We start from the raw sequence: 11,879 nt of genomic DNA on the forward strand, positions 1-11,879 counted from the left end.
CGCCCGGCGCCCGCAAGGTCGCCGGGCGTTTCTTTTATCCCGCGCCTTTCGCGTGTCGCTGCTGTTGCCGTAAGCTCGGCTGACCTCCGCTACGGATTCCCGCGCATGCGCTTTGCCTTTGTCGCCAGTGACATCAGCGTCGCCCAGCAGGCGTGGCGCAAACTGGTGGAGCGCTATGGCGACGTGCCGCCGGAGCAGGCCGAGCTGATCGTGGCGCTGGGCGGCGACGGCTTCATGTTGCGCACCCTGCATGCATATCGCGCGCTGGAAGTGCCGGTATACGGCATGAAGCTGGGCCGGGTCGGCTTCCTGATGAACAAACACAAGCTCGACGGTCTGCCCGAGCGGATCGCGCGCGCGCATACGGCGTCGCTGTTCCCGCTGCAGATGGAGGTTACCGACGCGGCCGGCAACGAGCACAGCGCGCTGGCGTTCAACGAGGTTTCGCTGTTGCGCCAGAGCAACCAGGCCGCGCACCTGGAAGTGCAACTCAACGGCACCGTGAAGCTGCCGAACCTGATCTGCGACGGCATCATGGTCGCCACTCCGGCCGGTTCCACCGCCTACAACCTGTCCGCGCACGGTCCGATCCTGCCGCTGGATGCGAACGTGCTGGCGCTCACCCCGATCAGTCCGTTCCGCCCACGGCGCTGGCGCGGCGCGATCCTGCCGCATCGCACCGAGGTGATCCTGCGCGTGCTCGACCCGGGCAAGCGGCCGGTCAGCGCCACCGCCGATTTCCACGAAGTGCGCGACGTGCGTACCGTGGCGATCCGCCAGTCCGGCGGGCAGGGCGTGCGGCTGTTGTTCGACCCCGAGCACAACCTGGAGCAACGCATCCTCGACGAGCAGTTCGCAGCGGAATGAATCGGGCTGCGTGCTAGATTGACCGGTATCGTCTTTCGCCCATCGACCTGCATCCGTCCGTGAACACGCCCGCTTCGTTTCCTGATGTCCATGATCCCGCCGCCGTGGGCGACAACCGGCTGGTGGTCGCGATTTCCTCGCGCGCGCTGTTCGACCTCGGCGACAGCCACGCGCTGTTCGAGCGCGAAGGCCTCGACGCCTACCGCTCGTTCCAGATCGACCACGAGAACGAGATCCTGCAGCCCGGCGTGGCCTTCCCGCTGGTGCAGAAGTTGCTGGGGCTGAACAAGCTGGCCGGCGACGTCCCGCCGGTCGAGGTGATCCTGCTGTCGCGCAACTCCGGCGACACCGGCCTGCGCATCTTCAACGCGATCCAGCACTACGGCCTGGAAATCAGCCGCGCCGCGTTCACCAGCGGCGCGCCGACGTCCGATTACATTGCGCCGTTCAAGGCCGACCTGTTCCTCTCGGCCAACGCCGAGGACGTCGGCCGCGCGCTGGCCGCCGGCGTGGCCGCAGCGACGATCCTGCCCAGCACCGCGCCGCCGCGCATGAGCGAGCAACTGCGCATCGCGTTCGACGGCGACGCCGTGATCTTCGGCGACGAGGGCGAACGGGTGTCGCGCGAGGAAGGCCTGGAGGCGTTCCATCGCAGCGAAACCGAACACGCCACCGAGCCGCTGTCAGTGGGTCCGTTCCGCGGCTTCCTCACGGCGCTGCATCACCTGCAGACCGCGTTCCCGGCTGAAGACTCGCCGATCCGCACCGCCCTGGTCACCGCCCGTTCCGCGCCCGCGCACAAGCGGGTGATCCTCACCCTGCGCAAGTGGGGTGTGCGCATCGACGAGGCGCTGTTCCTCGGCGGCCGCGACAAGGGCCCGTTCCTCGACGCGTTTGGCGCCGACATCTTCTTCGACGACTCGCCGGCAAACGTGGAGTCCGCGCGCAAGCACGTGGCGACCGGGCACGTGCCGCATGGGGTGAGTAACCGTTGACACTCGGCGAATGAGACGCGGCCTGAATGTCTGCCAGTTGCGTCAGCGCACTTCGATCCGTACGTCCGCACGTACACTCTGGCCCGCGCCGCAGGCGAAGGCGGGTGCGATGCCAAGTACGGAGCGCGTAGGGATGTGGGTGCCGGTGACTACGGTGGCAGGGCTCAGCACATCGAGCCGGTAACGTTGACCACTGGTGTCCACGGGCAGATCGGCGAATGCGAATGCGGCACTCGCATCGGCTGCGCGATAGGCGGTCTGATGCGTTTGTTGGTCGATCAGACGGATTACTGCGGTAGGCAGTGGCTGTCCGGTGTAGTCGTAGGCGGTGCCGCTGATGTGGCAGGTGTCGGACGCCGCCTGCGCGTCGAGTGCCAAGGTTGCGAGCAGGGCAATCAGAACTGGGCGGATCATGGTGATACCTCCGGCTGAGAGGATGGCATCCCTGCGCGGTGGGTTCCGTGCCCGATTTTAGCGCTTGAACTGCGGCCCGGCACGGATTGCCATTGCCCATGACGTGTTTGCACGTATGGGTCATGGCGGGCGGCAAATGAACAGCGCGGAAGCCGGGTTCTCCAAGCCGTGAAGCGTATGCAACCAGGCTTCAAGCCGGTTCAGGCGACACAGAATTGTGTACGCAGTGTGTAGGTGCAGCTGCAGAAGCCGCGCGCCTCCGGCTCCGTTGGATACGGCATGTCACCGCTCCTTGCTCAAGGCCACCGCTGCCGGGCAGTTGGAGGGATCGTGCCGGATGGTCAGTGGGTGTCTCCACCGCTCGAACTGAGGCTTGCTCTGACGAAGCCCGTGCTGTCATCCGGGTTGCCTGCGAACGTATGCCATCCGGCAGGGCCAAGCACCGAGCTGCAGAGTTCCTCGGGCATGGGTTCGATCGAATGGGTTTCCGTCGTTGTCTGATTGACTGCGTGCGGGAGGGTCAGATCATCCGGATCTTTTGCCACCAGCGGGTGACCTGCCCCTCGCGCACGAAGGTGAACAGGCCGGCACCGAGGATGATCGCGATGCCGATCGCCATCGGCCAGTCCAGGCGGTCGTGGAACAGCACGTAGCCGAGCAGCACGGCCCACAGCATCTGGCTGTACTGGGTCGGCGCGACGTGGTTGGCGGGCGCCTTCTGGGTGGCCAGCATCAGCAGCACCGAGGCGAGCGCGGCGAGCAGGCCGTAGCCGAGCAGGAGCAGCCATTGATGCAGGGACGGCCAGACGAAGGCCGGCAGCATCAGCACGCCGGTCAGCAGGATCGAGCCGACCACGCCGGCGCCGTACAGGGTGATGCGCTTTTCGTGCGAGCCGGACAGGCGCAGGGCGATCATCGAGACGGCGCCGCAAAGGCCGCAGACGATCGCCGCCAGGTGGCCGACGCCAAGCACCCGGAAGCCCGGCCGCAGCACCACCAGCACGCCGATGAAACCGGCTACCACCGCCGACCAGCGGCGCCAGCCCACCTGTTCCCCGAGCACCAGCACCGACAGGATGGTGACGAAGATCGGCAGCAGGAAGATCAGTGCGAACGCCTCGGCCATCGGCAGCGCGGTGAACGCGATCACCGCGGCCGTGCTGCCCACCGCGCTGGCGAGCGCGCGCACCAGCCAGAGCCCCTGGCGCTGCGCGACCAGCACCTCGTGCCAGCGGTCGTCGCGCTTGCGGATGAAGGGCAAGGCGCTCAGACCCAGCACGGCGCCGAAGAACACCGCTTCGTAGGCCGGCAGCGAGCCGTGCAGCGATTTCACGAACGCGTCGCTGATGGCATAGGCGGCAAACGCCGCAAAACCGAGCAGTACACCTTTGAGCATGGGTTTTCGTCAGGGGGAACGTGGCGTTTAGCGGGAGTCGTAGGGCCATCGCCGGCCGCGCTACAATACCGGTTTTTACGCCCCCTCTCCGGAGCTCCCATGGCTGTCAGTCTGAATCCGCTCGATCTGTACGATGTCCGTTCGCTGCTCACCGACGAGGAACGCATGGTGCAGGACACCGTCGGCCGCTTCGTCGACGAGCGTGTGCTGCCGATCATCGGCGACTGCTTCGACCAGGCGCGCTTTCCGAAGGAGCTGATCCCGGAGATCGCCGCGCTCGGCCTGCTCGGCGCCACGATTCCCGAGACCTACGGCGGCGCCGGCATGAACGGCGTGAGCTACGGCCTGATCTGCCAGGAGCTGGAGCGCGGCGATTCGGGCCTGCGCAGCTTCGCCTCGGTGCAGAGCTCGTTGTGCATGTACCCGATCTACGCCTACGGCAGCGAGGAGCAGAAAAAACACTACCTGCCGCGGATGTCGGCCGGCGAGGTGATCGGCTGCTTCGGTCTGACCGAGCCGCACGGCGGTTCCGACCCGGCGAACATGAAGACCCATGCGAAGAAGGATGGCAGCGACTGGGTCATCAACGGCGCCAAGATGTGGATCACCAACGGCAACCTGGCGCACATCGCGATCGTGTGGGCACAGACCGACGACGGCATCCGGGGCTTCGTGGTGCCGACCGACACGGCCGGCTTCAAGGCGCAGGAAATCCACAAGAAGATGAGCCTGCGCGCCTCGGTCACCAGCGCGCTGTTCTTCGACAACGTGCGCGTGCCGGACAGCGCGCGGCTGCCCAACGTGAAGGGCCTGAAGGGGCCGCTGGGCTGTCTGACCCAGGCGCGCTACGGCATCACCTGGGGCCCGATCGGCGCCGCGCAGGCCTGCCTGAAGGAAGTGCTCGACTATACGAAGGAGCGCATCCTGTTTGGCCGTCCGCTCGCCTCCAACCAGGCGGTGCAGCTGAAGGTGGCGGACATGGCCCGGCGCATCACCACCGCGCAGCTGCTGTCGCTGCAGCTGGGTCGGCTGAAGGATGCCGGCAAGATGCAGCCGACCCAGGTCTCGCTGGCGAAGTGGAACAACTGCCGCATGGCGATCGACATCGCGCGGCAGTGCCGCGACATCCTCGGCGGCGCCGGCATCACCACCGAACACGGCGCGATCCGCCACGCGCTCAACCTGGAATCGGTGATCACCTATGAAGGCACCGAGACCGTGCACGAGCTGGTGGTGGGTCGCGAGCTGACTGGCATCAACGCATTCTGAGCGGAGTGTGGCGCGCATGGACTTCGATTCGCCGCGCATCGAAACCGATCGGCTGATCCTGCGTCCGCCACTGGCGGAGGATTTCGATGCCTATGCGGCGAACATGGCCGACGCCGAGGCGGCGCAGTTCATCGGTGGCCAACAATCGCGCGCCGCCGCCTGGCGCGGTTTCCTGACCCTGGCGGGCGCCTGGTCGATCCAGGGCTTTGCGATGTTCTCGGTGATCGAGAAGAGCAGCGGCCAGTGGATCGGCCGGCTCGGGCCATGGCATCCGGCCGACTGGCCCGGCACCGAAGTGGGCTGGGGCCTGGCACGCAGCGCCTGGGGCAAGGGCTACGCGCTGGAAGGCTGCATCGCCGCGATCGACTGGACGTTCGACCGGCTGGGCTGGGACGAGATGATCCATTCCATCCATCCGGACAACCACGCTTCGCAGGCGCTGGCGCAGCGGCTCGGTTCGAGCTGTCGCGGTCCGGGCAAGCTGCCTGCGCCGTACGAAGATTCGCCCACCGAGATCTGGGCGCAGACGCGCGAGCAATGGCGCCACCGGCGCGCGCGGTCATGAATGCATCCGTCCACGTCGACACGGCGGCGGCCTTGCGCGAGGTACTTGCTGCAGTGGTACCGGACCTGCATCGCCTTTGCCGCGATCCGTGGACCCTGATCGGCAGCGCCGCGGCGCGCCTGGCCGGCGCCGAGGTGGTGGTCGCCGATCTTGATGTGCTGACCAGCGTGCGCGATGCGGAGGCTCTGATCGGGCACTGGCGGGCACGGCGTGATGACGCCTACGTGCCGTGCGGCGAAGAGCGCTTTCGCTCGCGTTTCGCCCGCTTCCGTTTCCCCGGGTTGCCGGTGGAGGTGATGGGTGGCCTCGAACTCTGCAACGAACGCGGCTGGGAGCCGGTGCAAATCGGCGAGATCGTCACGGTGAACGTGGCCGGTCTGGCGATCCCGATTCCCGCGCTGGCAGAGCAGATCCGCATACTGGAAAGTTTCGGACGTCCAAAAGATCATCAGCGTGCGGCATGGCTGAAGCACTTGAGCGGGGAGCGGCAATGATCACCATCTACGGCATGCGCAGCTCCGGCAACTGCTACAAGCTGCAGCTGCTGCTCGACCAGTTGGGCCGCGAGTATCGCTGGGTGGACGTGGACAGCGCCCATGGCGCCACGCGCACGCCGGAATATCTGGCGAAGAACCCGAACGGCAAAGTGCCGCTGCTGGAACTGGACGATGGCCGCCGGCTGGCCGAATCCGGTGCGATCCTGTGCTATCTGGCGGAAGGCACGCCGTTCCTGCCGGCCGACCACTGGTTGCGGGCGCAGACGCTGCAATGGATGTTCTTCGAGCAATACAGCCACGAGCCGTGCATCGCGGTGGCGCGCTTCATCCGCGGCTGGCTGCCGCACGATCATCCGCGCCAGGCCGAAGTGCCGGCACTGCTGCAGAAGGGCGTGCAGGCACTTTCAGTGATGGAACAGCACCTGGCCGGGCGCGACTGGTTCGTCGGTGACAGCTATGGCCTTGCCGACATCGCGTTGTATGCGTATACCCATTGTGCCGGCGATGGCGGCTTCGAGTTGTCCACGTTCCCGAATATTTGCGCGTGGCTGGGCCGCGTGAAGTCTCAACCCGGCCACACTCCGATGCAACGTTGACCTTGCGTTGCAAAATCCCCTCCCGACCTTGCCGATAAACACTATGTCCATTCCGTTTGCCCTCAGCGCTCGCCACAAGGGTTTCAACCGTGCCGAGATCGTCGACCAGAACTTCATCGAGTTCGTGCAGCTGTGGCAGGGCGACGTGCGCGCCGCGCCGCGCGACAGCGAGGCGGTGCTGCCGGGCAGCGCGCTGGATGCGCGCGGTTTCCGCGAGCTGCTGGAATCGCAGCTGATCTCGCGCCACCTCGACCTGATGGCGCGCGTGCTGCGCGTGCAGAACAAGGTGTTCTACACGATCGGTTCGTCCGGCCACGAGGGCAACGCGATGGTGGCGCGGCTGGCCCGGCACACCGATCCGGCGTTCCTGCATTACCGCTCCGGCGGCTTCATGGCCGAGCGCTTCCGCAAACTTCCCGGAATGGATCCGGTGGTCGATTCGGCACTGAGCTTCGCCGCCAGCAAGGACGATCCGGCCTCCGGCGGCCGCCACAAGGTGTGGGGCAGCAAGCCGTTGTGGGTATTGCCGCAGACCTCGACGATCGCCTCGCACCTGCCCAAGGCGCTGGGTACCGCGGTGGCGATTGAGCAGGCGCGCCGCATCGGCCACCAGCTGCCGATTCCCGAGGACAGCATCACGATCTGCTCGTTCGGCGACGCTTCCAGCAACCACGCCACCGCACAGACCGCGTTCAATACCGCGGCGTGGACGGCGTACCAGAAGCTGCCGGCGCCGGTGCTGTTCGTGTGCGAGGACAACGGCATCGGCATCTCGGTGAAGACGCCAAGTGGCTGGATCGCGAACAACTACCAGCATCGTTCCAATCTGGATTATTTCTTCGCCGACGGTCTCGACCTGGCCGAGGGCTACGCCCAGGTACAGCGCGCGGTGGAACATTGCCGCACGACGCGCCGGCCGACCTTCCTGCATCTGAAGACCACCCGTGTAATGGGCCACGCCGGCACCGATTTCGAGATCGAGTGGCGCAGCATCGAGGAACTGTTTGCGGTCGAGTGCTCCGACCCGCTGCTGCGCTCGGCCGGTATCGCGCTGGAGTCGGGCCTGTACTCGAAGGACGAGCTGCTGAACCTTTATGAAGCCACCCGCAAGCGCTGCTTCGCCGCCGCCGAGGATGCGGATTCGCGCCATCGGCTGACCTCGCTGGACGACGTGATGGCTCCGCTGGCGCCGTACACGCCGGCCGCAGTGAAGGCCGAGGCCACGCGGGCGGATTACGCCGACAAGCGCCTGGCCGTGTTCGGCGGCGAGGCCAAGCTGCCGGAAAACCTGCCGCCGCGACACATGGCCATCCAGATTGGTCAGGCGCTGCACGACCTGCTGGCGAAGTATCCCGAGGCGCTGCTGTTCGGCGAGGACGTGGCACAAAAGGGTGGCGTGTACACCGTCACCAAGGGGCTGAACAAGACCTTCAAGGGCAGCCGCGTGTTCAACACGCTGCTGGACGAGACGATGATCCTGGGCCTGGCCCAGGGCTACGCGAACATGGGCATGCTGCCGCTGCCGGAGATCCAGTACCTGGCGTACTTCCACAACGCCTGCGACCAGATCCGTGGCGAGGCGGCGTCGCTGCAGTTCTTCTCCAACGGCCAGTACCGCAACCCGATGGTGATGCGCGTCGCCTCGCTGGGCTACCAGAAGGGCTTCGGCGGTCACTTCCACAACGACAATTCGATCACTGCGCTGCGCGATATTCCCGGTTTGGTGGTGGGTTGCCCGAGCCGTGGCGACGACGCAGCGATGATGCTGCGCACGTTGATGGCGCTGGCAAAAGTGGACGGCCGCGTGTGCGCGTTCCTTGAACCGATCGCGCTGTACATGACCAAGGACCTGTACGAAGCCGGCGATGGCCACTGGCAGTTCGACTATCCGGCACCGGATCAGGCGATGACGCTGGGCGAGGGCCGCATCTACAACGAGGCGGCGAACGACCTGGTGGTGTTCACCTTCGGCAACGGCGTGCCGATGGCGCTGCGTGCTGCGCGCACGATCGAAAAGGACCTGGGCTGGCAGGTGCGCGTGGTCGACCTGCGCTGGCTGGCGCCGCTCAACGATGCCTTCATCGCGGCGCAGGCGAAGACCGCCAAACGCATCCTGGTGCTGGACGAGGGCCGCAAGAGTGCGGGCGTGGGCGAGGGCGTGATCACCGCGATCGTCGAAGGTGGCTGTGGCGCCACGCCGATGCAGCGGGTGGTCGGCGCCGACACCTTCACCCCGCTGGCCGGGGCGGCGTTGCTGGTGTTGCCGGGTGAGGCCGAGGTCGTGGCGGCGGCGCAGGAACTGGCGAAGCGCTGACGGCAGCGGTCAACGCTCGCGCGTTTCCACCACGTGCAGGCGCGGGCCAGCCCGCGCTGGCGTGCTGTCGGCGTGCAGCGAGACCCGGTTGCGGCCGCCCAGCTTGGCGTCGTACATGGCCTGGTCGGCGCGATCGACCAGGGACTCCACGTCGTCGCCTTCCCGGCGTACGGCGACGCCGATGCTGACGCTGAGCAGCAACGAATCCTCGCTGACGGGTATTTCCAGCCGATGCACGCGCCGGCACAGGCGGGTCGCCACCTGCATGGCCTGTTGCGCCGGGATGCCGTCTAGCAGGGCGACGAACTCCTCACCGCCGTAGCGACCGAGCAGGTCGGCAGGCCGCAGCTCAGTGGCCAGTGCCTTGGCCACGGCGACCAGTGCGCGGTCGCCGGCATTGTGGCCCTGCCGATCATTCAGCAGCTTGAAATGATCGAGGTCGAAGAACAGCAAGGCGATCGGCCGCGGTGGCCCGCTGGACAGCAGGGTGCTGGCGCGCTCGGTCCAGGCGCGGCGGTTGAGCACGCTGGTGAGCGCGTCGTGGTCGGCCAGCGCCCGCACCATGTCGCGGTCATGGCGCAGCCTGAGCGCACGGTCGGCCAGGCCGATCGACAACACGACCGCCTCGAACGCACCACCGGCCAGGCTGGCGTCGTTGAGCCAGTCCATCTGCGGCAGCGCGCCGCCGACCTGAGCGCTGGTCAGCGCGGTGAGCAGCAGCAACGGCGTCCAGCCGGCCAGGAAAAACCACGCCTGGCGCGAACCGCGCGCTGCGGCGACGATGGCAGCCACCAGCAGCAAGGCGGCGCCGATCATCAACAAGGGGTTGAGCAGGATCTGCGCCACGTCGACCAGCATCGGGATCCGACTGCTGCGCATCAGCACCAGTTGGATCATGCCCACCGCCAGCGCCATGATCGGCACCCGCAGCAGCGGCGCATAACTCTGCAGTTCGCAGAACCGCATCATGAACAGCGAGGCGAACGCGACCGACAGCGCCACCGCGGCCGAGCCGGCCAGCAAGGCCGTGCCCGACAGCAACCCCCATTCCATCGGATGGAACACGAAGCCGGTCTGGATGCCCTGGATCAGCGCATAACAGATGACGTAGCCGGCGTACCAGGCATAGGTGACGTCGTGCAGCATCAGCGCAAAGCACAGCGCCATCAGCACCATGGCCAGCATCACCGCGAAGCAGGCACTGGCGAAGACCAGCCACCGCGCGTCCTGTTGCAGGTACTCGCTCCAGGAATCCAGATGGAAGCGCACCGGTGCGCTCAGCGTCTGCGATGGCTCGAATTTCAGCAGGATCGGCGTCGACGCGGCCACGCCGGAAGGCAGTTGCCAGGCCAGGCGGCCGTGGCCGTGGATCGACGCGCTGAAGTCGTCCAGCGCCAGGGTCTGCGGCTGATTGTCGCCAAACGCGATGACCGCGCCCAGCGTGGGCGGGTAGATCGTCAGTACCCGCGGCGTGTTGTCCCAGGGCGGCTGTGGCGTGATCACCACCCAGCTGCCGGTGCCGTTCTGCGGGAACCGTTGCAGCAGCGATGGATCGAAACTCTTCAGCAGGCCGGCACGGTACTCGTCCAGTACGGTCTGCGGCGTGTCGCCGGTGCGTGCCTCGCGCCAGGCACCGTTCAGTGGAGTGGTGGCGTGGGCCACGCCCAGCCCGAGCCACAACAGGCCCAGCACGAAGCCGCACCATGACCGCCTGGAGCGGATCGATGTCGGCGTTGTGACAAGCCTCTCCAATTTGCCTCTCCCCGCTCCGCGAACATCCTGCAGGATTGCATGCGGATGACGCGCACTGCCGAGCCAATGAGACCCACGGCGGGACACTTCTCGTGCGGCCGGACGTCCCTCCCGATGGATCAACGTTGCAGTTGCCAGGCGGCGCACATGGCAACCCGTGAAATTGCACTATCCTTCATCCTGGTGTCAAGCACGGGCCGTGCCAGTGTGGCTGTGTATGCCCCAGGGCTCCCCTCCCCCTTGATTGCAGGTATCTGTTCCGGTCGCCGGCCAGTCGCGGGCTCGGCCGATGTGGTTCGATCCGGACACGGAGGGTCATCCGTGGCGGTATCAGGGCGCATTGTGCGGAGCAGGGATATCGACGGCCAGTGACGATCGTCAGCCCGATGCCGGGAGACTGCAGGCACGAAGCCGCTCAGCCGACCAGCCAACCCGCGAAATCCATCCAGACCGGGGTGCCGGCCAGCCACAGGCGCAGCGGTTGTGACACGATGATCACCGCGGTACCCCAGCCGAACGCCGGATGCAGGCGGCGCTGCCGGATCGTGTCGATGGCGATGCAGGCGAGGATGAGCAGGTCGGCAAGGCCGAAGAACACGAGCGGTCCGCCGTGGCGGATGAAGTCCAGCGGCAGCCGGGCGATCGCCGCCGTGAGGATGCCGAGCGTGGCCAGCAGCATCAATCGCCGGTGGAAGTCGCTGCGCCGGCGCAGCAGCAGGCCGCTGCCGGCAATGCCGGCGAATACCAGGATGTCGAAGATCGGCACGCTGAGGAAGATCAGCGGCGGGACCCCCGGCGGCCCGGCATGGCGCCGTGCGCCTTCGATCGCGGTGGCGATGCCGAGGATCGGGATCAGCACCACCAGCGCGGCGCCGAACAGGCCGAGCCGCCGGTGCAGGCGGATGCGATGCGATTCGACCAGCCAGACCTGGGTCGCGAACACGACGAACCACGCACTCATCACCAGGCCGTGCACGTGCACCAGCGTGGGCAGCGTGGGCGTGCCGAACCATGCCTTCAGGTAATAGGTCGGCGCGAAGCCGGCGAACACCACCAGCGCGGCGACGATGGCCGCCCACCAGTACACACGTTGCAGGGCACTGGATCGACGACTTTCAGGAACGGCGACCATGGCATCACTCTCCAGCCGGATCCTGGAAGGCCGGCATCGACGGACCGATTCGGGATGGATGCGCGCCCCTGTCGCACGGCCG

At 66.7% G+C, this 11,879-nt stretch carries 11 protein-coding genes; 7 read left to right on the forward strand and 4 right to left on the reverse strand.

The genetic code is table 11. From position 1 onward, the window contains the following. Nucleotides 1-105 precede the first annotated feature (105 nt). Both ABD024_RS06095 and ABD024_RS06100 read left to right on the forward strand, forming a co-directional pair. Nucleotides 106-867 carry an NAD kinase gene (locus tag ABD024_RS06095; protein ID WP_343850691.1) on the forward strand — a complete coding sequence of 254 codons (762 nt, stop codon included), beginning with the start codon at nt 106-108 and terminating at the stop codon, nt 865-867. A 59-nt stretch (nt 868-926) separates the two neighbouring features. Then, nucleotides 927-1,862 carry a 5'-nucleotidase gene (locus tag ABD024_RS06100; RefSeq protein WP_343850693.1) on the forward strand — a complete coding sequence of 312 codons (936 nt, stop codon included), beginning with the start codon at nt 927-929 and terminating at the stop codon, nt 1,860-1,862. Between the two features lie 42 nt (nt 1,863-1,904). Here ABD024_RS06100 and ABD024_RS06105 read toward each other — a convergent pair whose 3' ends face one another. After that, nucleotides 1,905-2,276: a hypothetical protein gene (locus tag ABD024_RS06105; protein ID WP_343850695.1), complete on the reverse strand. Its 372-nt coding sequence runs from the start codon at nt 2,274-2,276 to the stop codon at nt 1,905-1,907. A gap of 520 nt (nt 2,277-2,796) precedes the next feature. Then, entirely contained in the window at nt 2,797-3,672 is an 876-nt protein-coding gene (locus ABD024_RS06110) for a DMT family transporter (RefSeq protein WP_343850697.1), read from the reverse strand. Nucleotides 3,673-3,771: 99 nt separating this feature from the next. Between ABD024_RS06110 and ABD024_RS06115 the strand changes: the two genes are divergently transcribed. Genes ABD024_RS06115 through ABD024_RS06135 form a run of 5 tightly spaced genes read left to right on the forward strand, consistent with a single transcriptional unit; the run spans nt 3,772 to nt 8,913 of the window. Further along, a complete protein-coding gene (locus tag ABD024_RS06115; protein WP_343850699.1) occupies nt 3,772-4,941 on the forward strand; it encodes an acyl-CoA dehydrogenase family protein in 1,170 nt (389 codons plus the stop codon). Nucleotides 4,942-4,957: 16 nt separating this feature from the next. Further along, nucleotides 4,958-5,506 carry a GNAT family N-acetyltransferase gene (locus ABD024_RS06120; protein ID WP_343850701.1) on the forward strand — a complete coding sequence of 183 codons (549 nt, stop codon included), beginning with the start codon at nt 4,958-4,960 and terminating at the stop codon, nt 5,504-5,506. Beyond that, entirely contained in the window at nt 5,503-6,000 is a 498-nt protein-coding gene (locus ABD024_RS06125) for a hypothetical protein (protein WP_343850703.1), read from the forward strand. Before ABD024_RS06120 ends, ABD024_RS06125 begins: the two co-directional genes overlap by 4 nt. Next, nucleotides 5,997-6,599 carry a glutathione S-transferase family protein gene (locus ABD024_RS06130; protein ID WP_343850705.1) on the forward strand — a complete coding sequence of 201 codons (603 nt, stop codon included), beginning with the start codon at nt 5,997-5,999 and terminating at the stop codon, nt 6,597-6,599. The genes ABD024_RS06125 and ABD024_RS06130 overlap by 4 nt, the downstream gene beginning before the upstream one ends. A 43-nt stretch (nt 6,600-6,642) precedes the next feature. Beyond that, a complete protein-coding gene (locus ABD024_RS06135; protein WP_343850707.1) occupies nt 6,643-8,913 on the forward strand; it encodes a thiamine pyrophosphate-dependent enzyme in 2,271 nt (756 codons plus the stop codon). A gap of 9 nt (nt 8,914-8,922) precedes the next feature. Here ABD024_RS06135 and ABD024_RS06140 read toward each other — a convergent pair whose 3' ends face one another. Next, a complete protein-coding gene (locus ABD024_RS06140; RefSeq protein WP_343850709.1) occupies nt 8,923-10,605 on the reverse strand; it encodes a sensor domain-containing diguanylate cyclase in 1,683 nt (560 codons plus the stop codon). 475 nt (nt 10,606-11,080) lie between these two features. Next, entirely contained in the window at nt 11,081-11,797 is a 717-nt protein-coding gene (locus ABD024_RS06145) for a hypothetical protein (protein WP_343850711.1), read from the reverse strand. Nucleotides 11,798-11,879: the final 82 nt, after the last annotated feature.

Source organism: Rhodanobacter soli (genome assembly GCF_039523495.1).
GTDB lineage: Bacteria > Pseudomonadota > Gammaproteobacteria > Xanthomonadales > Rhodanobacteraceae > Rhodanobacter > Rhodanobacter soli.